15 protein-coding genes are annotated in these 19,970 nt (G+C 67.3%); 12 read left to right on the forward strand and 3 right to left on the reverse strand.

Annotated elements, in window-relative coordinates; genetic code table 11:
- The first annotated feature begins 92 nt into the window (after nt 1-92).
- The 3 genes from trpS (at nt 93) to rfaE2 (ending at nt 3,217) form a co-directional block, all read left to right on the forward strand.
- Nucleotides 93-1,082, forward strand: coding sequence for a tryptophan--tRNA ligase (gene trpS, locus DESTE_RS12665; RefSeq protein ID WP_035068019.1), 990 nt, complete (start codon nt 93-95; stop codon nt 1,080-1,082).
- Between the two features lie 331 nt (nt 1,083-1,413).
- Nucleotides 1,414-2,235 (forward strand): YkgJ family cysteine cluster protein, encoded by an 822-nt coding sequence (locus DESTE_RS12670; RefSeq protein WP_051384456.1) that lies wholly within the window; start codon nt 1,414-1,416, stop codon nt 2,233-2,235.
- A gap of 439 nt (nt 2,236-2,674) precedes the next feature.
- Nucleotides 2,675-3,217, forward strand: coding sequence for a D-glycero-beta-D-manno-heptose 1-phosphate adenylyltransferase (gene rfaE2, locus DESTE_RS12675; RefSeq protein ID WP_035068021.1), 543 nt, complete (start codon nt 2,675-2,677; stop codon nt 3,215-3,217).
- 156 nt (nt 3,218-3,373) lie between these two features.
- On the opposite strand, the gene DESTE_RS12680 is transcribed toward rfaE2, so the two are convergent.
- Both DESTE_RS12680 and DESTE_RS12685 read right to left on the reverse strand, forming a co-directional pair.
- Entirely contained in the window at nt 3,374-5,977 is a 2,604-nt protein-coding gene (locus tag DESTE_RS12680; RefSeq protein ID WP_035068022.1) for a PEP/pyruvate-binding domain-containing protein, read from the reverse strand.
- A 3-nt stretch (nt 5,978-5,980) separates the two neighbouring features.
- On the reverse strand, nt 5,981-8,815 hold the full coding sequence (locus DESTE_RS12685) for a sigma 54-interacting transcriptional regulator (RefSeq protein ID WP_035068023.1): 2,835 nt from the start codon (nt 8,813-8,815) through the stop codon (nt 5,981-5,983).
- 569 nt (nt 8,816-9,384) lie between these two features.
- Between DESTE_RS12685 and DESTE_RS12690 the strand changes: the two genes are divergently transcribed.
- The 6 genes from DESTE_RS12690 to DESTE_RS12715 all read left to right on the forward strand — a co-directional run bounded on the left by DESTE_RS12690 (nt 9,385) and on the right by DESTE_RS12715 (nt 13,103).
- Nucleotides 9,385-9,678 (forward strand): DVU0150 family protein, encoded by a 294-nt coding sequence (locus tag DESTE_RS12690; protein ID WP_035068024.1) that lies wholly within the window; start codon nt 9,385-9,387, stop codon nt 9,676-9,678.
- Between the two features lie 28 nt (nt 9,679-9,706).
- On the forward strand, nt 9,707-10,759 hold the full coding sequence (locus tag DESTE_RS12695) for a sulfite exporter TauE/SafE family protein (RefSeq protein ID WP_035068025.1): 1,053 nt from the start codon (nt 9,707-9,709) through the stop codon (nt 10,757-10,759).
- Nucleotides 10,760-10,787: 28 nt separating this feature from the next.
- Entirely contained in the window at nt 10,788-11,393 is a 606-nt protein-coding gene (locus DESTE_RS12700; RefSeq protein ID WP_035068026.1) for a DUF4881 domain-containing protein, read from the forward strand.
- A 117-nt stretch (nt 11,394-11,510) separates the two neighbouring features.
- Nucleotides 11,511-11,753 (forward strand): hypothetical protein, encoded by a 243-nt coding sequence (locus DESTE_RS12705; protein ID WP_051384646.1) that lies wholly within the window; start codon nt 11,511-11,513, stop codon nt 11,751-11,753.
- The gene (locus DESTE_RS12710; protein ID WP_035068028.1) at nt 11,750-12,571 is read left to right on the forward strand and encodes a hypothetical protein; all 822 of its coding nucleotides are present in this window, start codon (nt 11,750-11,752) and stop codon (nt 12,569-12,571) included. Before DESTE_RS12705 ends, DESTE_RS12710 begins: the two co-directional genes overlap by 4 nt.
- A gap of 121 nt (nt 12,572-12,692) precedes the next feature.
- Nucleotides 12,693-13,103: a response regulator gene (locus DESTE_RS12715; protein ID WP_035068029.1), complete on the forward strand. Its 411-nt coding sequence runs from the start codon at nt 12,693-12,695 to the stop codon at nt 13,101-13,103.
- Nucleotides 13,104-13,623: 520 nt separating this feature from the next.
- On the opposite strand, the gene DESTE_RS12720 is transcribed toward DESTE_RS12715, so the two are convergent.
- On the reverse strand, nt 13,624-14,556 hold the full coding sequence (locus DESTE_RS12720) for an SAM-dependent methyltransferase (protein ID WP_035068030.1): 933 nt from the start codon (nt 14,554-14,556) through the stop codon (nt 13,624-13,626).
- Nucleotides 14,557-14,785: 229 nt separating this feature from the next.
- Between DESTE_RS12720 and DESTE_RS12725 the strand changes: the two genes are divergently transcribed.
- The 3 genes from DESTE_RS12725 (at nt 14,786) to DESTE_RS12735 (ending at nt 19,851) form a co-directional block, all read left to right on the forward strand.
- Nucleotides 14,786-15,760, forward strand: a complete 975-nt coding sequence (locus DESTE_RS12725) for an ABC transporter permease subunit (protein ID WP_245590843.1) — start codon at nt 14,786-14,788, stop codon at nt 15,758-15,760.
- A 128-nt stretch (nt 15,761-15,888) separates the two neighbouring features.
- Complete coding sequence (locus DESTE_RS12730; RefSeq protein ID WP_035068031.1) at nt 15,889-16,659, forward strand: ABC transporter permease subunit; 771 nt, start codon at nt 15,889-15,891, stop codon at nt 16,657-16,659.
- A gap of 201 nt (nt 16,660-16,860) precedes the next feature.
- Nucleotides 16,861-19,851: a PAS domain S-box protein gene (locus DESTE_RS12735; RefSeq protein ID WP_035068032.1), complete on the forward strand. Its 2,991-nt coding sequence runs from the start codon at nt 16,861-16,863 to the stop codon at nt 19,849-19,851.
- Nucleotides 19,852-19,970: the final 119 nt, after the last annotated feature.

Here is a 19,970-nt window from a genome sequence, read left to right on the forward strand (position 1 = left end):
CGCCTGTTTTGCATAATTCCGCACGCCGCGCGGCCTCGCCGCCTGCGCGGCATGCTGCGACATCCCATTCCCTCCCGGAGGAACCACAGATCATGACCACCCCTGACAAGCGCACCGTTTCCGGCATGCGGCCCACCGGGCCGTTGCACCTTGGCCACTACTTCGGCGTGCTGAAGAACTGGGTCGAGATGCAGCATGAAATGGAGGCGTTCTTCTTCGTGGCCGACTGGCACGCCCTGACCAGCGACTACGCCGACCCCAAGCGCATCCGCGAGTTCGTGCCCGAACTGGTCACCGACTGGGTGGCCGCAGGCCTGGACCCGGAAAAGTGCGTGATGTTCCAGCAGTCGCACATCAAGGAACACGCGGAGCTGCACCTCATCCTGTCCATGATCACCCCGGTGAGCTGGCTGGAGCGCAACCCCACCTACAAGGAACAGAAGCAGGAAGTGGTCAACAAGGACCTCGGCAACTACGGGTTCCTGGGGTACCCGGTGCTGATGGCCTCCGACATCCTGATCTACCACCCCAAGTGGGTGCCCGTGGGCCAGGATCAGCTGCCTCACCTGGAGCTGACCCGCGAAATCGCGCGCCGCTTCAACTTCCTGTATGGCGAATATTTCCCCGAGCCGGAAGCGCGCCTGACCCCGGCGGCCAAGTGTCCCGGCCTTGACGGTCGCAAGATGTCCAAAAGCTACGGCAACGCCATCTACCTGCGCGATACCATGGAGGAAATCACCCCCAAGGTACGCGGCATGTTCACCGACACCAACCGCCTGCGCAAGAGCGATCCCGGCAACCCCGACGTGTGCAACCTGTTCCCCTACCACGAATTGATGGCCAGCCCGGAACAGCAGGCCGAAATCCGCCAGGGCTGCACCTCTGCCTCGCTGGGCTGCGTGGACTGCAAGAAGATCTTCCTCGAAAACCTGGGCGCCTTCCTGGGGCCGCTGCACGAGCGCCGCGCCGCCCTGCTGGCCAACCCCAAGGGCATTCAGGACATCCTGGAGGCCGGGGACACCCGCGCCCGCGCCGAGGCGTCGAGGATTATGGGTGGCGTCCGCGACCGCCTCAACTTCTAGGCGGCACCGCCACAAGGTGCCTTTTGCCCTCTGCCTGCGTCGGAACGTCTTTGGATTCCGGTCGAGTACGATAAGAGCGCGCTGCGGTCGCCATCCGTAAATGCTCGAAGACTCGCATAACGGCTGCCGCACTCCCTTCATCCAAAGGCGTTCCTCCTTGGCAGAGAACAAAATGCCCTCTTGTGACGGCGCCGCCTGTTGCCGCAATGTCGGGTACTTTGTTTGGCGGAGGATGGCCGAATCCCATTGATCATGATGGGTGTGCTTCGGCTCACTCGAATTCAAAAGATGACCGCGCCGGACATCCGACGCACTGCCAAGCGAGGCGACGATGACCGGCGAGACGAGCAACTGTAGCGGATGTGCCCCGGCAGGTACGGAAGTGGCGCAGGGCGACGAGACCCAGGCCTTTCTGGAAAGCCTGCCGGAACTGCATGCGGGCCAGACCTTTCAGTTTGCCTGCCATCCCGGCGTGCGTTGCTTCAACGCCTGCTGTTCCGACCTGAACATGCCGCTCACGCCGTATGACGTGTTGCGGTTGCGCCGCAACCTGGGCATGGGTAGCGAGGCATTCATCAATACCCACGCCCGCGTGGGCCAGTATCCGGACACCGGCTTTCCCGCCCTGTTCCTGCGCATGAGCGATCACCCGCTGAAGCTGTGCCCCTTCGTCAGCGATGCCGGGTGCACCGTGTATCCCGACCGTTCCGGGGCCTGCCGCACCTATCCGCTGGGCCGCGCCACCAAGGAAGACGAGGCGGGCAACGTGGTGGAGCAGTTTTTCGTGGTGCGCGAGGAGCACTGTAGGGGCTTCGATGAAACGGGCCAGTGGTCCAGTGGCACATGGCTGGCCGATCAGGGGCTGGAGCCGTACAATGCCTCCAACGACCGCTACATGCGCCTCATGGCGCGCTGCAAGCGGCGGGGCACGGCCATCAGCCCCAAGCAGGCCACCATGGTCTTGCTGGCGTGCTATCAGTTGGACCGCTTTGCCGATTTCATCCAGGGCGTGAAACTGTTCGACCGGCTGGAGATGGATGCGGCCCGCCAGCAGCAGGTGCTGGACGACGAGGAAGCCCGGCTGGATTTCGCCTATGACTGGGCGGAACTGGTGCTGTTCGGTGATTGCGCGGCCCTGCGCATGAAAGGATAATCAGAGTGTTGCGCACCCCTCGTGGGTGCGTGGGTTGAAACTCCAGGTTGGCAGGCTTGTTCTTGTAGAGCGCCTCGTCGCACCCCTCGCGGGTGCGTGAATAGAAACATGCATTGGGCGTTCGGAACCGGGCAGTTCGACAGCCGCACCGCTCGCGGGGGCGTGGATAGAAACCTGGGTGCCTACGCCCAAGGCCAGCGCATGCCGGTCGCACCCCTCGTGGGTGCGTGGGTTGAAACTGCGCGTCCACAGTGACTATCTGGCTCTTTTCCGTCGCACTCCTCCGGTGTGCGCACCACGCGGCCGCGTTTGGGTGTTGAGGCGGCCCATTTCCGCCCCGTTTCCTCAGCGTCATCGTCCCCGCGCCCAATGTTCAACCAATGTCCAATGCACGCCCGGCGCATGTCCCATGCCCTCCGGGCGGCCTCCGGAGCCATCCATGGACACCTCCCGGCCTGACCTGAGCCATCCCGCCGTGGTGGACCGCGCCGCGCTGCCCGGCCTGCTGGCCCCCCGCCGTGCCGCCGGGCAGCGGGTGGTGTTTACCAACGGCTGCTACGACATCCTGCACCCCGGCCACGTCGACCTGCTGGCCCGCGCCCGCGCCGAGGGCGACCTGCTGGTGCTGGGCCTGAATTCCGACGCCTCGGTGCGCCGCCAGGGCAAAGGCGCCGACCGTCCGGTGAATCCTTTCGTCGTGCGGGCCTACGTGCTGGCCCATCTGGCCAGCGTGGACCATGTGGTGGAGTTCGACGAGGACACGCCCCACGCGCTCATCGCGGAAATCCAGCCCGACGTGCTGGTCAAGGGCGGCGACTGGACCGTGGACCGCATCGTGGGCCGCGACATCGTGCAAGCCCGTGGCGGGCGGGTGCTCAGCCTGCCCCTGCTGCCCGGCTTTTCCACCACCGGACTCATCCGGCGCATTCGGGCCGGGCTGTCGGCAGGCGAGAAAGAATACCCGCAACCTCCTTTCGGGTGACAGCGAAGGGTTCATGCGCGTTTCTGTCGGGCTCTATGTGCAAAACACCCCGATATTCCATGGGAATATCGGGGTGTTTTTGTCTTTGCGCAAGGTTTTCGCGCAGACGTTATCGCGCCGTTTGCGTTTTGCGTGATTGTTTTGCGTCTGCCTGCCCTAGTGGTAGCGGCCCTGCAGGAAATTATCCGCGAAGCGTTGCACCGCCGCCTCGTCCACCATCAGCATGTCCAACTGGCGGGTGACGATGAGCAGCCGCCCCAGTTGCACCAGCCGCTCGGCGATCTGCGGCGCCGCGAACTTCTGGTAACGGGCCGTGACCATGTCGCCACGTACCTCGACGTGGAATCCGATGGATTCCAGAATGATGCCGATGCAGCGCACCCGGCGGTTCTTGCGCGTTTCGTCCGCTGCCCCGCCCTTGAACTGGAAGGTGATGTAGTTCTTGTTCATGGTCTGGCCGCAGTAGGCGTCCAGCACCCCGTAATGGTAGCCCACACGTGAACTGAAGTTCAGGTATTTGTCGGAGATCAGCGCATAGCTGCGGTCGCCGAAGCGCTGCCCGTGCATGGTGGGCGGCTCGATCATGTGGCGGCTCATGACGGACAGAAAGCCGCTGACATCCACCGGGCGCGGGCCGCTCTGGTGCACGTCCGGGTCCAGCATGCCGCCCAGCAGGGCCTTGAACGGGGCGGATGTCACCTGTTCCGGCCACACGTAGGGACCGTCGACTTCGGCCAGCCCTCCGCCCAGGTCGATGACATGCAGGTCAAGCGGTACACGGGCCTTCATTTCCACGGCCACCGCCCCGGCATCGGAGACGGTGTCCGACAGCTGGAACATGTGGGCATAGGACAGCTCGTGCACGAAGCGCATCACGTCGTGGATGGTCCGGCATGCGGCGGGGGTGAAATCGTTGGCCTTGGGGTCGTGCAGGTTGAGGGGCGAGATCAGCGCGGCGACCTGCTTGAGCAGGTTGTGGATGGGCGTGTCGCGCAGGCACACGGCGCGTTCCTCGCGCAGGGGCAGCAGTTCCTCTACCCGGCCCTGGTAGACCCGGCAGGAAAAGGCATCCACGGTCACCTGCGCGCCCACGGGGAGCGCGGCTATGGCTCCGGGCGCGTTGACGATGGTGGGCACGCCGAATTCCCGCGCCAGCGAGGCCATGTGCCCGGTAATGCTGCCCGCCTCGGCCACGATGGCCTGGGCGCGCTGCATGACCAGCACGTATGAGGGCGAGGAGTGCGTGGCCACCAGTATGCCCCCTTCCGGGAACAGGGCCAGTTCCTCGGCGTTGGCGGGCTGCACCACCGGGCCGCAGCCCACGCCGGGGCAGGCGGGTTCGCCGCCGTGCAACAGCACCGGGTAGCCTTCGATGCGCGGGGTGGTGCGCGCTGCACCGCTCGGGGTGGTGGTCAGCGGGCGGGCCTGGAGCAGCAGCAGCCGCCCGGCAGGGTCCAGCGCCCATTCCACGTCCTGCGGCACGCCATAGTGCGCTTCCACCCGCATGCCGATACCGGCCAGTTCGGCGGCCTGGGCGTCGGTCAGACAGGGAAGGTCGCGCTGGGGTTCGGGCACGTCCTCCTCGCGCAGGCGGCCATCGTCGCCGGGGGCCAGGCGGTGCGCCTTGCAGGCCACGTTGCGTGACAGCGGACGGGGGGCATCCTGGCGGCTGAACAGCCAGGTGTCCGGCTCCATCTCGCCGTCCACCACTGCGGCGCCCAGCCCCCATGCGGCGTTGATGACCATGGAATCGGACAGCAGGTCCACCGGGTGGCGGGTGAACAGCACCCCGGCGGCTACGGAATCGACCATTTCCATGCAGGCCACGGCCATGGCGCTGGCGTCCAGGGTGATGCCCTGATGCAGCCGGTACACGATGGCCTGGGGCATGAACAGGCTTGCCACCACCCGTTTCCATGCGTCCACCACGCCGTCGCGGCTGACGTTCAGCACCGACAGATACTGCCCGGCAAAGGAAACGTGGCTGTCCTCGCTGAGGGCGCTGGAGCGCACGGCCAGCCGCAATGGGGCGTCGGCGCCTTCTGTTCCGGGTGCCCCGAAGGCCTCGTCGCAGGCGGTCTGCAAGGCGTCCACCACATCCGGCGGCACGCTGGCGGCCACGAACAGGGCCTGGATGTCCTCGGCCACGTCCAGCACGCTTTCCGGATCCTGGGTATCCACATCGCGCAGACGTTTGCGTATTTCGCCCATCAGCCCGTCATGTTCTATGAAGGCGTAGTAGGCGCGGGTGGTTACGGCAAAGCCGCGGGGCACCGGCACCCCCACGCGCGAGGTCAGTTCGCCAAGGTTGGCGCACTTGCCGCCCACCCAGTCCACCATGTCGCCGTTGATGGCGGCAAAGGGCAGGGCGTAGGCCTCCACCGTGGCCTGGGGGCGGCTTTCCAGCAGTCCGGTGATGTTGGCGTTGATGCGTTCCACCACGCCGGGCAGGGTGGGGTACGCGCCATCCGAAATGGCATTGAGCGCGGTGGCCATGCGCATGGCGTGGAACACCGCCCGCGTGGCTTGCGAGCGCAGCCACGTGGCCCCGAACAGGGTGCACCCCGCGATCTTCTCGTCCATGTCGGCGAGAATGCGCGCCAGTCCGGCGTTGGAGTCCAGCAGGTCCTTGAAGTGGGCATAGCGGGCGCGGAATACCCGCATGACCCGTTCGCGCGATTCGGCGTCCACGGCGCGCCTGCGGCCAAACAGCCCGCGCAGGCGTTCCAGCAGAGAGACAGGCGGCGGCGCGGCCAGCATGGTCTACCTCCGTGGCGGTACCGGCACGCCGCCATCCGTCAGCACGTACCGGGTGGCGGGGCCCTTGCCCACCTTGCGGATGAAGCCCTTGCGCACCATGTCCTGCAGGTCGTACTGCGCCGTGCGCACGGGTATCTCGTTGCCCACGATGTCCTGATACTGGGTGCGGGTGATGCCGCCGTTGCGGCTGATGAACTCCCAGGCGGCACGTTGGCGCGGGTTCAGTGTGGAGAGGGGCGGCACGGCCCCGCCGTCCTGCCCGTTGCGCATCTGGCGTCCGTTGCCGGGGGGCATGCCCGCGCGGTCGTTTCTGCCCTGCGCGCCGTGCTGGGCGGCGCCCGATCTGTCCGACCAGTCCTGCCCGCCAGTGCCGGGGCCGGTGGCCACGATGCGCCCGCTGACCGGGTCGTAGATGGTGCCCGTCTGCGCGGACATGGGCGCATTGCCGGATGCGCCGGGCATGCCGTACGCCGCCTGCGCGCCATACGGAACCGCATGGACGGCGCCGTCACCGGGGTAGGGCGCGGTGGGCTGGCCATGCCCCTGGGGCATGACGCCCTGCGGGTGGGCGGGCTGGCCCGTGTGCGCAGGTGCCGGACTTGGCGGCAGCAACGCCCCGTGCGACAGGGTGGGGTCCAGTTCCGCGCCAAAGCGCAGGTCTTCGGCGTACAGGGTGTCCCCTTCGGCAAAGGCCACCGCGCGGGTGATGCAGTTCTTCACTTCGCGCACGTTGCCCGGCCAGCCGTAGGCCAGCAGTTTTTCCAGCGCCCCGCGCGAAAGGCCCATGGCCGGGCGCTTCAGGGTTTGCGCGGCCTGCTTCAGAAAGTAGTCGGCCAGGGCGGGGATGTCCTCGCGCCGATCGCGCAAGGGGGGCGTGTTGATGGTGATCACCGCCAGCCGGTAGTACAGGTCCTCGCGGAAGGCGCCCTGCCGGGCGCATTCCTTCAGGTCCACGTTGGTGGCGGCAATGATGCGCGCCTCGAAGGGCGTTTCGTCGTCGCTGCCCAGGGGACGGATGCGCCGCACCGACAGGGCGCGCAGCAGGGCCTGCTGCACCTTGGGCGAGGCGTTGCCGATTTCGTCGAGGTGCAGCGTGCCGCCGTCTGCGGCCACGAAGGCCCCCTTGCGCTCGCCCCGCGCCTCGGAAAAGGCTCCCTTCACGTGCCCGAACAGGGCGTCCAGCAGCAGGTTTTCATCCAGCGCCCCGCAATTGATGGAAATGAACGGCCCGCCCGCCCGGTCGCTGGTCATGTGGATGGCCTCGGCGGCCAGTTCCTTGCCGGTGCCCGTTTCGCCGATGATCAGCACGTCGGCCTCGACACCGGCGGCCTTGCGGATCATCCCGCGCAGGCTGCGCACCGTTTCGCTGGTGCCCACGATGCCGGGCATGGTGTCCTGCGGCGAAAGCTGGCTCTGTGGCTGCTGTTGCGCGATTTCCGTGTCCAGGCAGACCCGCTGCCGCCGCCGGGTGGACTGGATGTGTTCCTCGCGCAGGCGCAGCTCCTCGTTGCGAGCCTGCAAGGCGGCCAGCATGGCGTTGGTGGTCTGGCGCAGGGCTTCCGCCTCCGGGTGCACCCGGCCCATCTCTATGGGGGCAAGGTCGCCCGATTCCAGCTTGCCGCTGGTTTCCTCGGCGATGCGGTGCAGCGGCCCGGCAATGCCGCGCCCCAGCATGCCCAGGATGAATGCGGCCGCCGCGCTGGCGCACAGCCCGAACACGAACAGCGCCCCGTACATCTTGTAGGACGCGGCCATGGCCAGGAAGCTGGTGTCGGTGTACGCGATGCCGCCCACCACCACGGTATTGGCGTCGGGCCCTTCGCTGAAGGTGACCGGCGCGTAGCTGATGTAGAAGGCTCGGTTCATGGGCGAAGGGTCTTCCAGCATGGTGCCCAGGCGACTCTGGCCGGAATTGCCGGACTGCACATCGGTGACCATGCCCCAGTATCGTTCCTGCTCCGGGTTGGGGCGGAAGGCCGCCTCGAAGCCGGAACGGCCGAAGTCGCCGCGCATGCCCGAACGCACCGTGTCGGTGGACAGGTCAAGGTTGGGATGTTCCGGCGATTCCGACTGGAACAGGATCCACCCGTGCGCGTCGAAGAAGAAGCTGCGGTGCTTCTCCGTCTCTTCCGGAAAGATGTACAGCGGCGACCGGCGCGATGCGTAGACCGACAGCACGTTGCGCAGGGCCAGCATGTCCACCGACAGGGTGAGCAGCCCGGTCTGGTTGCCCGCGGCATCCAGCACGGGCGTGGTCAGCCGCAGCACGTGCATGGACAGCCCCTGCACGGTGCCCGCCGTGGGCACCGAGGGGTAGACCACCTCCGTGGGGGCGGAAATGCGCACGAAGCCGGGCTTGGGCTCTTGCGCGTTCTGGCGGGTAAGCGGGCCGAACCGGGTGGCCAGGGCCTGTTCCAGCGGCACCATCCATACGTCGCGTCCGGTGTTCAGCAACACCAGGCGATTGTCCGGCGTGGCCCCCTGATAGGCGATCTCGCGGTACAGGGTGCCCATGGTTTCTGCGCGGGTGCGCAGATGGTGGGCCAGCGAGGCAGGGGAGATGTCGGTGCGGGCAAGGTACAGCAGTTCACGCCGGGCCTGCTGGAGCACCTGCTCCATCTCGTGGGCCTGGGCCAGGGTGGCCAGCAGTGAACTGCGCCCCAGCGCGTCGTGCAGGAAGTTCTGGGAGATGCGGTGGGATATGACCCCGCTGATGACCAGCAGCAGCATGAATGCGGGCAGCGCCGCGAAGAGCAGCCGTTTGGCGATGCTCCATTCCGAGAAATTACCTTCCAGGCGGAACAGCGTGCCGAGCAGCGGCGGCCGATAGTAGCGCATGCCTTCTCCCTGCCGTGGGTGCGGGGCGGTGGCCGCCCGTATGGGACCGGAGCGCCGGAATGCCGGGGTGGGCGACACCGGTGGCTTCGTCGTTTCAGGCCGCCGGGGCGGGCGTCTTTCCTGCGGCGGAAGGTCCGCTCCGAGCCGCCACGCCCGTGCATTTCCACTGCATTCGCATGAGGTGTACGCCTTTGCTTATGCGCGTTTCGCCCGTCTTTCGCAACTGGCGGCGCGAAAGGGGCGTGGCTGCGCGGGGGCGGCCCGTTCCTTTTGCGATGGCGATTGAGAAATTTTGTACAAGTCTTTGCGCAATCGTGCAAGCGCAACTTGCGCGAAATGAAATTTATTACAAAATATTACCATGTTAATTTGACTGGCACGCGGGTTGCTATGCCCAGATCGCGCGGCAACTGCTGCGCAATGCACAGGACGAAAACCGCACTCCAAGGGGGGGTGCGGGTGGACGCAAAGGCGGACTCCGCCGCTGGACGGGATCGCTTGAAGCGAGGACGGGCCGGAGGCGGCAGTCGAAAAGGGCGGCAGAGCTGCCCGCAATCTGGAGGATGCACATGAGAAGGATCAAGACGCTGTTCATGTCGCTGCTGACGTTCGTGCTGGCCATTCCCGGCCTGGCGCTGGCCGCAGGCGGTGGCGGCGCACCCGTGGTCATCGTGGCCGACACCCGCAAGCTGGACGGCGTGATGGCCTGGTGGGCCAACCTGTACAACGAGAGCCACGTCCAGTTCACCACCCTTACCATCATCCTGATCCCGCTGGTGGGCGTGATCTTCGGCGTGATCGCCGACATCGTGATGAACTGGATCGGCATCGACCTGAAGTCCCGCGAACTGGCCGAGCACTAGGCCGCGTCCGCACCAAAGGAGAACAACGATGGAATGGCTCTATATCCTCATGCCCATCGCGGGCGTTAAGATCTTCTGGCCCGGCCTGATCATTCTCGGCGTGGGCGTCGGCATCATCGGCGGCTTCTTCGGCATGGGCGGCGCCTGGATGGTTACCCCCGGCCTGAACATCCTCGGCTTTCCCATGGCCTTCGCCATCGGGACCGACATCGCCCACATGGCGGGCAAGTCGCTCATTTCAACCATGCGCCACGGCAGGTTCGGCAACGTGGACTACAAGCTGGGCCTGATCATGCTGGTCGGCACCGTCGTGGGCTTCGAAGTGGGCGCCCAGATGGTCATGTGGCTCGAGCGTGTCGGCAACGTCGAAAAGGTCGTGCGCTGGATCTACATCGCCCTGCTGACCCTGATCGCGTGGATGGTCTTCCATGACGTGGCCAAGCGCCGCGAAAAGGAACGCCAGGCCGCCGCGCGCGGTGAAACCCTGGCCGCCGGGGCCACCGGCGTCGAGTGGCACAAGGCCCTGCACAAGATCAAGATTCCCCCCATGGTGCATCTGCATGAAGCCGGCATCTACTGCTCCGCGTGGCTGCCCATCTTCGTCAGCTTCGCCACCGGCTGGCTGGCCGGCATCCTGGGCATCGGCGGCGGCCTCATCCGCATGCCCGCCCTCATCTACCTCATCGGCTGCCCGACCCACGTGGCCGTCGGCACCGACCTGTTCGAAGTCATGATCTCCGGCCTGTACGGCGCCGCCACCTACACCTACAAGGGCCGCACCGAACTCGTCGCCGCCATGATCATGCTGGTGGGCGCTTCCGTGGGCGCGCAGGTCGGCGCCGTGGCGACCAAGTACATCAAGGGTTACGGCATCCGCATCGCCTTCGGTCTCGCCGTGGTCGGCTGCGCCGTCTCCATCCTCATGAAGCTCGTGCAGCCCTGGGTGCCCCAGTTCAAGTCCGCGCTGGACACCGGCGCCACCGTTCTGGTGCTGGGCCTGGTTTCCGGCATGTCGCTGTACATCTTCGTCCGCATGGTTCAGGGCGTGAAGATGGAACTGGCCCGCAAGAAGGCCGCCTAGCGTACCGCACGAGAGAAGGAGAAAACATATGAGACGCTTTCTGCTGATGCTGCTCGTGGTGGCGCTGCCCCTCGGCCTCGTGGGCTGCGGCGAATACGGCAAGGTGGACCAGGGCCGGGTGATCGCATACGACAAGAACGCGAAAACCGTCACCCTGATCCAGGACAAGGCCATGGAGCCGCTGAACCCGGACTACTCCATCCTGCCTCCGCATACCTACAAGCTGCCCACCGACCCCGCCGAAATGGGTCCGGAACCCCGGGCCGGGCAGCGCATGAAGCTGGATACCAAGGCCAACATCATCCGCATCTTCAACACCAAGACCCAGGCGTTCGAAGACATCGCGTTCAAGATGGTGGACCTGCAGGAGAACATCGACCGCAACCATCCGCTGGTGTTCGACAAGGCCACGGAAACCGCCAAGAAGTTCCCCATGGTGGACCGCGACAAGAAGACCGTGACCATCTACTCCGGTCGCCAGAAGATGCTGTGCACCATCTCGCTGCCTGACGAATACTTCGCCCTGCCCGATGCCACCTGGGATGCCGGCGACGAAGTGCGCGTGTACTACAAGGCCGAGGGCGTGTCCCTGCGCTTCATGAACATCTCCAGAACCGACATCTTCAAGAAGTAGCCTGACGGCGGCGGGGCCGGACACGGTCCCGCCGCTTCCTCCCCTTCCGCCCCGCCACCCACCCCACGGGGAGCGCTGATGGCGGGCCGGAACGGGCGGAAGAAGCCCGAGGACAACATGACAAGGAGCGACACCGTGGAAGACCAGATGGATTACGCAACCACCGTGGCCCACAAGCTGCTGGTACTGACCATGAACCTGCTGGCCATCGCGGCGGTGTGCGCGGGCATGTACCGCGCCTCGTTCGTGCCGGACGAGTTCACCCCGGTGTTCTTCAAGACCTTCTTCGCGGTGCTGGCGCCTTCGCTGGTGCTGGGCTGGTGCGCCAAGCGCTGGCTGCGCGCACGGGGCCAGGCGTGACCGGATCGGTACACCTGGCGCGCCTGCACCAGCGTTCCGGGCGGGTGGCGCTGCTGCTGCTGCTGGTCTGCGCGCTCAGTCTCGTGGACGGGCTGGTGGGCAGGATGCAGCAGGGCTTCAACCGCACCGACGCGCTGCCCGGCGGCGAATATCCGGTCAGCGGGCCGTTGCCGCCCCGTACCGAAGCCATCGAGGACATGGTCATCGAGGGCGGCACGGATGACAGGCAGGTGCGCCTTGTGCCCTACGAAATCTATTCCGGCTACTGGCTGGGCGGAAAGATGTGGCGCGGCGCCATCAAGGTGGGGGCCAGCCCCGCCTCGGGCGAATACGTCATTCGCGTGCACGACAAGTACGGAGAAAAGCAGAACCCCACCCTGATCTTTGCGGTGGTGGTGTGGCCCGACGAGGCCACCATGAAGGCCAATTCTCCGGAACGGCTCACCCGCTGGTTCGGCGTCAGCGCCTTTGGCCTGTCCGCGCTGGTGCTGCCCTTCGCCCTGCTGGCGGGGTTCGGCAACTTCATGCTGGGCCGGGCCTGGAACCGGGCGCTGCTGGCCGAGCGCAGCGCGGAAATCTACAAGCTGCTGCCCGCGCCGGACGGCGGCGGCAAGGACGTTACCTTCGGGCTTGGCGTGCAGCACGGGGCCAGCCCCGGCATGCGCTGCCGCATCAGCCGTCCGGACGGCACGCCCGTGGGCGAGGCCCGGGTGGTGGAATGCACGGCGCGCGATTGCGTGGCCCGCATACCGCATGGCCTGAACGTGCAACCCGGCGACGTGGTGACCCTGCCCGACATCGTGGCTCCGCCCGTATAAACCCGCGCGCGTGAACTCGGGAGTGGCGTTTGCCGGATTGGCAGGGCTGGCGCGTTGGCAGACTGACGGACTGACGGACTGACGGAACTGGTGGGACTGGCGGGAAGGCCCGGAGGAGAGCATGGACTGTCCGGAATTGCTGAAAAGCTGCCGCATTCTGCTGGTGGACGACGAGGACGGCTTTCGTGATGCGCTGTTGCGCCGCATGCGCAAGCGCGGCGTGACCATGGATGGCGTGGCCAGCGGCCGGGACGCGCTGGATTGGCTGGCCCGCCAGACGGTGGACGTGGTGATCCTGGACATCCAGCTGGGCGACATGGATGGCCGCGACGTGCTGCGCGAAATCCGCAAGTCCGGCGGTGAAGACCCGGCGGTGATCATCCTGAGCGGGCACGCTTACACGGATATCGCCCTGGACGCCATGCGCGCCGGGGCCAGCGACTACCTGCTCAAGCCCTGCCCGGTGGAAGAGTTGCTGGAGCGCATCGAGACCGCGTTCGAGCAGGTGTTGGAGCGCCGCGCCGCGCAGTGAGGGCTGTTTCCCAATGGTCTTTCCGCCTGCTGGCTTCGTCAAGCTTCGCCCAGCATTTCAGTCGAATACGATAAGAGTACGCGCTGCGGTCGCCATCCGTAAGGCTCGCAAGCTCGCCTGACGGCTGCCGCACTCCCTCATGCCAGGCTTGCTTTCCTTGCCAGCAAACGGAAATCCTGCTTGGGAAAACAGCCCTCAAGAGCCAAGAGCGAGCGGAACAAACGGCAAGCGTGGGAGTGAATTTTGCCGGGCAATCCCGGCACGGCGTGCACCCGCCGCAAGTGTCCCACGACAGCATACGCCCATCCCCCTCGCAGTCCGGGGCGGAACCTTCGCAGCAGACGGTTCCGCCCCGGACTCACGTTGTGGGGGGAAATGGCGCAGGAAAAGGCCCTGCCAGCAGGCACGGGCAGCGGCCTCGGATGGGGCAGGTGACGTTTTGGATGGAGGCGGGGCGTGGATGCGGGAAGGGGATGGCCCCAGGGCGCGGATGCTGGTCAGGGCGCGGCAACGGCCCGCGTCAGTCGCGCAGCAGCACCCAGGTCAGCTCGTGCTTGTTGTGGGCCAAGTGCAGCAGGCGCGACCCCGGCACGGCCGCAAAGGCACGGGCCGTGGCGTGGTCCGTCTCTGCCTGGAACTTCAGGGTGCACACGAAGTTGCGGCACTGGCCCAGTTCCAGCCAACGGCCCACGGTGGCCAGCAGCCTGTCGGGGTAGCAGATCACGTCCGAGAACAGCCAGTCCACGGCCCCGGCGTGGCGCGGGTCCAGCCCGAAGGCGCTGCCGGTACAGAAGTTCACGTTGGGGTGGGCGGCGATGTGCGGAGCGATGTCCGCCTTGTCCACGCTGAACACGCGCGCCCCCAGTTCCGCCAGCACCCAGGTCCATCCGCCGGGGCAGCTGCCCAGGTCCAGACACAGTTCGCCGGGGCCGGGGCGTTTGCCGATGAGCGTGAACAATTCCCACAGCTTCAGGTAGGCGCGGGTGGGCGGCACGGTGCGGTTTTCCTCGAAGCGGGGTTCGCCGTCGGGGAAGGGGCTGGTGCAGCGGGCGGATGCCAGCACCAGGTCCGGCTCCCACAGGGTCCATGAACCCAGCGGGGCGGTGGGCGGCGCATCGCCGAATGCCACGGGCCGGGCGGCCACGCGGGGCAGTTGTTCCTGAATCAGCGCGGCCCGGCGGTGGTGCCCGGTGGCGTGCAGATGCCAGTTGCGCTGGATGGCCTTCAGCTTGCGGGCCGCATCGCCGATGGAGGCCACGGGGATGGCCACGGGCTCCAGCCAGACGTTCTGCGCCCATGCCGCAGGACGGGGCGGACCTTCGGCCACCACCAGCCTGTCGCGCACCTCCAGCACGCGCGCGCCATGCAGGTCCTCGAGCTCGTGGACGAGGTCGTCGGTGAACCCGGCGGCGGCGACATAGATGGTGCGGTCGTCAAGGTGGGGGGCGGTCATGTTCGTGTCCCTGCGAAGGTGAAGGCGGTATGGGGGTGCGGCGGCGTGGGCGTGCCTGTAGCGCGGCGCGGCCCATATGGCAAGGGCGGCCCGCCCGGCCATCCGTGGGCGTCTCCGCGTCTGCACCACCGTGCTTGCACCCGGCCCCGCAATGCCTGTACAGGGCAGTATCGTCGCAACTTCGCATCCATTGTCATAACCCGCTGCCGGAACAGCCACCGGAATCGTCATGCCTCCGCCCAACCGCCATTCCGACGGCGCGCCCTCCCCGCGCCTTCCCGTGTCTGCCTCTGTGTCTGGCTGCGTGCCCGTTGGCGCATATGGCCGCCGCCTGGCGGCCCTGTGCCCATTGTTGGTGCTGCTGCTGCCCTTTCTGGCGGGCGTGGGGCTGACGGCGGTCCAGTCGCTGGGATGGCTGCTGCCGATCCAGTACCTGCCGGAACAGGCCGCGCAGGGGCTTTCCGCGCCGGACACCCTGGCGGGGTGGCGGCAGCTGGCGCAGCCGCACATGGCGGGTTCGCTGCTGCTGGGGCTGCGCGTGGCCGGGGCGGCGGCCCTGCTTTCCGTGGCGGGGGGCGCGCTGCTGGCCTACGGGGTGTGGCGGTTGCCCGCCCGCATGCAACTGGCGGCGCTGGTGTTCCGGGTGCCGCTGGTGCTGCCGCACATCGTGGTGGCCTTTCTGGCCATCGTGTTCTGGAGCCGTTCCGGTCTGGTGTCCGCCGCGCTGCATCAGGCCGGGATCATCGGCGGACAGGCGCAGTTTCCCGCGCTGCTCTGGGGCGGCGACGGCATGGGCATGGTGCTGGCCTACACCTACAAGGAACTGCCCTTCGTCATGCTGCTGGCCGTGGCCTCGTTGCGGCGGCTGGACCCGCGCCTGATCGAGACGGCCCGCATGCTGGGGGCCGGGCGTTGGGCCGTGCTGCGTGACGTGGTGGTGCCGCACCTTGTCCCGGTGCTGCATGCCTCGTTCCTGATCCTGTTCCTGTATGCCTTCGGCGCGGTGGAAATTCCCCTGCTGCTGGGCGAATCCACCCCGGCCATGCCGGGGGTGGCGGCCTACGACCTGTACTTCCTGCGATCGCTGGAAGACCGCCCCGCAGCCGCCGCCCTGCTGACCCTGTTGCTGCTGTGCTGCGCCGGGTTCGTGGCGGCCTACGTGCGGTTGGTGGCGGGCCTGCGCGGACGGGAGCGCCAGTTGTGACCCCCCGCGACGGCAACGATCGGGCCGGACTGCCGGTGGATCGGGCTGGTTCGCGCCCTGATTCGCGGCCTGATTCGCATTCGGGTGCGCTTCCGGGATCCCGCCCCGGTTCCCGCCCCGGATCCCATATGTTCCTGACGTTGCTGTGGCTGCTGTTCGGCCTGCCGCTGCCAGTGCTGGCCCTGTGGGCCGCCGCGCCCGGCTGGGCCTGGCCCGACCTGTGGCCCGCCGCCCTTGGCGGGCGCACGGCGGCCTTCGTGCTGGCCCACCGGCAGGCCATCGCCGGGGCGCTGGCCTCGTCCACCCTATACTCGCTGGCCGTGGTGGCGGTAACCCTGTGCGCCTGCCTGGCCCCGGCGCGACTGCTGGCCTTCGGGCGGTTCCGGGGGCGCGCGGCGCTGGAGGGACTGTTGCTGGCTCCGGCCCTGCTGCCTGCCATGGGCTTTGCCCTTGGGCTGTACGGCACCCTGGTGCGCCTTGGACTGGCGGATACCCCGGCGGGCGTGGTGCTGGTGCTTTCGGTGGTGTCGTATCCGTACATGCTGCGGGCGCTGGCCTCCGGTTTCGAGACCGTGGGGCCGGACTATGGCCGGTGCGCCGCCAACCTGGGCGCCGGGCCATTGTTGCGCCTGCTGGCCGTGGAACTGCCGCTGCTGCTGCCCGCCGCCGTGGCGGGCGGGTCGGTGGTGTTTCTGGTGGCCTTTTCCGACTATTTCCTGGTGCAGCTGGTGGGCGGTGGGGTTGTTCCCTCCTTCACCGGGTACCTGTTCCCGGTGTTGCAGTCGCCGGACAGGGGGCTTGCGGCCATGCTGTCGCTGGTCTTTCTCGTGGTGCCCGTATCGCTGTTCGTGCTGGTGGAGGGGGTGGTGCTGGCCGTGTACCGGCGGCGCGGCATGTAGGGGGGGAGCGCGGAAACGGAAAGTGATGCCTTGCCGACGTCATTGCGCGTGCAATCCTTGTCGTGGCGTGGTATGCTGCATCATGGGCCTGTACTCGCCGTTCTGGACGGGGAGTGTGTCCCCCTGCAAAGGGGATCACCACGGGCGCAAGAGTCCGGGGCGGCGCGGATGACGGCATGAATCGGGCCGCAAGGGGGGCGTATGGATTTCATCAACATCGGCGAACGGACACGGAACCGTTGGCAGCAGTCGCTGGACACCCTGGCGCGGCTGCTGGGCATTCGGGCGGCGGCCATCATGCGGCGGCACCCGGGGGGGCTGTCGGTGCTGTTGTCCAGCAACACGGCGGGCAACCCGCTGTTGCCGGGCATGCGCATCGCCACCATGGCAGGCGGCACGTACTGCGACGCGGTCATCGAGGCGGGACAGCCGGTCTACGTGCAGAACGCCCTGGACGACCCGCGCTGGCGCGACAGCCCCATGGTGCAGGCGGGCTTTGTCGCGTATCTGGGCTATCCCCTGCTGCTGCCCGACGGGCAGCTGTACGGCACGCTGTGCCTGCTGGAGACGCGCCAGTGGCCCGTTTCGGAGGTGCACCGGGGCATAGTGGAAGATTTCCATGCCCAGGTGGAGGAAACCCTGGCCCTGGCCTACGAGAACGCCCTGTTCGGCGCGCAGCAGGACACCCTGCCTTCTGCCGCGCTGACCGTGAACACCCATGGCCAGGTGGTGCGGGTCAACCGCCGCTTTCCGAAGTTGTGGGGCATCGATGCGGATGCGCCCGGGCTGGTGGGCCGTCCGCTGGCCGAGGTGCGTACCCTGCTGGCCGACCGCTTGAGTGACCCTGCCGCCATTACCAGCGTCCTGCCCGATGGCGAGGCGGGCCCGGCGACATTTTCCGCACCAGACGCGCCGGGCGCACTGGCCGTTCCGTCGCGGATGCCGAACGGAGCAGGTGGGCACCCGGTGTTGCTGGCCGATGGCCGGGTGCTGCGGTGTACCCATCGGACCCTGCGCGGCGAGTACGGGCGGGCCTGGGGGCGTGTGTGGCTGTTCGAGGACGTCACCGCGGAAGTGCGCGGCCAGGAAGCCCTTGAGCGCAGCGAGGAACGACTGAAGCTGGCCCTGGACGCCGCCAGCGAGGCCCACTGGGACTGGAACTTCGAGACCGGCGAACTGTATTGCAGCCCCCGCTATTACGAGATGCTGGGGTACGTGCCCGGTGAATTCGAGTGTACCCATTACGCCCTGCGCGACCTGATGCACCCCGACGACCTCGGCGAGGTCACGACCGCCCTGTGCCTGCCGGACCCGGCGGTATCGGATGCGGTGACCACCTGCGGCGTGGGCCAGTTCGAGGTGCAGTTCCGCCTGCGCACCAAGGACGGCGGCTGGAAGTGGATGCTGGCGCGGGGGCGCGTGCTGGCCCGGCGCGCGGACGGTTCGCCCGCGCGGGTGGTGGGCACGCACATGGACATCTCCGCCGCAGTCAGCCAGCAGCTGGCGCTGGGCCGCAGCGAGGAACTGTTCCGGGGCATTTTCAGCACCGCCTCGGTGGGTATCGTGCTGCTGGATCGCTTCGGCCTGCTGATGCGGGTCAACGATGCCTGCGCGTGCATGCTGGGTTATGGCGTCGACGAGATGCGCGGCCAGCACTTCAGCCGGTTCATGCACGTCGACGAAACCCCGGTGGCCGCCACCACCCTGACCAGCCTGCTGGATCGCACCCAGTCCGCCAGCCGCCTGCAACATCGCCTGCGCCACAAGAACGGCGGCTACCTGTGGACCGACATCAGCGCCTCGCCGCTGGAAGGGCCGGATGGAGAGGTGGAAGCGGCCCTGGCCATCATCGTGGACATCAACGAGCAGCGCGCGGCCCAGCAGGCCCAGGAAGACAGCGAGCGTCGCTACCGAGCCCTGTTCGAGAACGCCCAGGTGGGCATCTTTCGCACGCGCATCGCCGACGGCAGATTCCTGGAGGCCAACAGCCGGATCATCGAAATGTACGGATGGACGGACCGTGCGGAATTCATGGAAAAGATGCGCTCCACCGAATGGTACGTGGACCCGGAGGCGCGTGGCCGCATGGTGACTACGCTGCTGCGCCGGGGGGAATTCCGCAACATGGAGGTGGAAATGCGCCGCCGCGACGACTCCACCGTGTGGTTCGAGTATTCCGGCAAGCTGGATGGCGACACCATCATCGGGGTGGCCCAGGACGTCACGCAGCGCCGGGCGGCGGAAGCGGCGCGCCAGCGGTCCGAGGCGCACTACCGCCTGCTGTTCGAGGCCGCCGCCGACGCCATCTTCCTGCACGACACCGAGGGGCGCTTCCTGGACGTGAACGAGGTGGCCTGCCGTCGCCTGGGCTACACCCGGAGCGAACTGCTGGCCATGTCCCCGAAGAAACTGGATGCCGAGGAATTTGCCGAGCAGGTGGAGGATCGCATCCGGCAACTGCGCGAGGAAGGGTCGCTGACCTTCGAATCGGCCCACCGCACCCGCACAGGCAGTGTCCTGCCCGTTGAAATTCACGCCAAGCTGCTCGACTTCGACGGCAAGCCCGTGGTGCTCAGCATCGCGCGGGACATCACCGACCGCAAGCGGCTGGAACAGGCCCTGATGCGCGAGGCCACCACCGACCCGCTGACAGGTATCCGCAACCGGCGACAGTTCTTTGCGGATGCGGAGCGGGAAATGGGCCGTGCCGTGCGCTACGGCCACCCGCTGGCCGTGCTGATGCTGGACCTGGACCGCTTCAAGCGCGTCAACGACCGCTTTGGCCACCATGCGGGTGACGCCGTGCTGCGGGGCTGCGTGCAGGCCTGCCAGCAGGCCCTGCGCGATACCGACATACTGGGTCGGTTGGGCGGCGAGGAATTCGCGGCGGTGCTGCTGGAAACGGACATGGACGATGCGCTGGCCGCCGCCGAGCGGCTGCGCCGCGCCGTGGAGGAAATGGACGTGCCGTTCAGCGGGCAGCAGTTGCGCTGCACGGTGAGCATTGGCCTGGCCCTGCGCGGGGCGGGAGACAGCGCGCTGGACGACATCCTGCGCCGGGCAGACTCCGCGCTGTATGCCGCCAAGGAAGCGGGTCGCAACCGGGTGATGCTGGCGCGCCCCGTCAACGGCGGCGTGGAGGACCAGAATCGCCGCTGGAGCAGCGGCGGGGTGCTGCGCGGCGACGGTTGATAGGGGCAGGCCCTGCCCCAGCGGGGGCGGACCCTGCACATCCGGCGCGTTGGCGAGGATGGCGAAAGAATACAGAGCGGGCGCTTTCCGGAGGGTTTCCGGAAGGCGCCCGTTGCGTT

The sequence above is a fragment of the Nitratidesulfovibrio termitidis HI1 genome (genome assembly GCF_000504305.1).
In the GTDB taxonomy this organism is placed as follows: domain Bacteria; phylum Desulfobacterota; class Desulfovibrionia; order Desulfovibrionales; family Desulfovibrionaceae; genus Cupidesulfovibrio; species Cupidesulfovibrio termitidis.

What these genes read in the sequence shown, in the direction of transcription:
- DESTE_RS12725 (WP_245590843.1), top strand. Translation starts at nt 14,786, where the DNA reads ATGCCTCCGCCCAACCGCCATTCCGACGGCGCGCCCTCCCCGCGCCTT.
- DESTE_RS12685 (WP_035068023.1), bottom strand. Translation starts at nt 8,815, where the DNA reads ATGCGCTACTATCGGCCGCCGCTGCTCGGCACGCTGTTCCGCCTGGAA.
- DESTE_RS12680 (WP_035068022.1), bottom strand. Translation starts at nt 5,977, where the DNA reads ATGCTGGCCGCGCCGCCGCCTGTCTCTCTGCTGGAACGCCTGCGCGGG.
- DESTE_RS12670 (WP_051384456.1), top strand. Translation starts at nt 1,414, where the DNA reads ATGACCGGCGAGACGAGCAACTGTAGCGGATGTGCCCCGGCAGGTACG.
- DESTE_RS12730 (WP_035068031.1), top strand. Translation starts at nt 15,889, where the DNA reads ATGTTCCTGACGTTGCTGTGGCTGCTGTTCGGCCTGCCGCTGCCAGTG.
- trpS (WP_035068019.1), top strand. Translation starts at nt 93, where the DNA reads ATGACCACCCCTGACAAGCGCACCGTTTCCGGCATGCGGCCCACCGGG.
- DESTE_RS12690 (WP_035068024.1), top strand. Translation starts at nt 9,385, where the DNA reads ATGAGAAGGATCAAGACGCTGTTCATGTCGCTGCTGACGTTCGTGCTG.
- DESTE_RS12695 (WP_035068025.1), top strand. Translation starts at nt 9,707, where the DNA reads ATGGAATGGCTCTATATCCTCATGCCCATCGCGGGCGTTAAGATCTTC.
- DESTE_RS12720 (WP_035068030.1), bottom strand. Translation starts at nt 14,556, where the DNA reads ATGACCGCCCCCCACCTTGACGACCGCACCATCTATGTCGCCGCCGCC.
- DESTE_RS12715 (WP_035068029.1), top strand. Translation starts at nt 12,693, where the DNA reads ATGGACTGTCCGGAATTGCTGAAAAGCTGCCGCATTCTGCTGGTGGAC.
- rfaE2 (WP_035068021.1), top strand. Translation starts at nt 2,675, where the DNA reads ATGGACACCTCCCGGCCTGACCTGAGCCATCCCGCCGTGGTGGACCGC.
- DESTE_RS12735 (WP_035068032.1), top strand. Translation starts at nt 16,861, where the DNA reads ATGGATTTCATCAACATCGGCGAACGGACACGGAACCGTTGGCAGCAG.
- DESTE_RS12705 (WP_051384646.1), top strand. Translation starts at nt 11,511, where the DNA reads ATGACAAGGAGCGACACCGTGGAAGACCAGATGGATTACGCAACCACC.
- DESTE_RS12700 (WP_035068026.1), top strand. Translation starts at nt 10,788, where the DNA reads ATGAGACGCTTTCTGCTGATGCTGCTCGTGGTGGCGCTGCCCCTCGGC.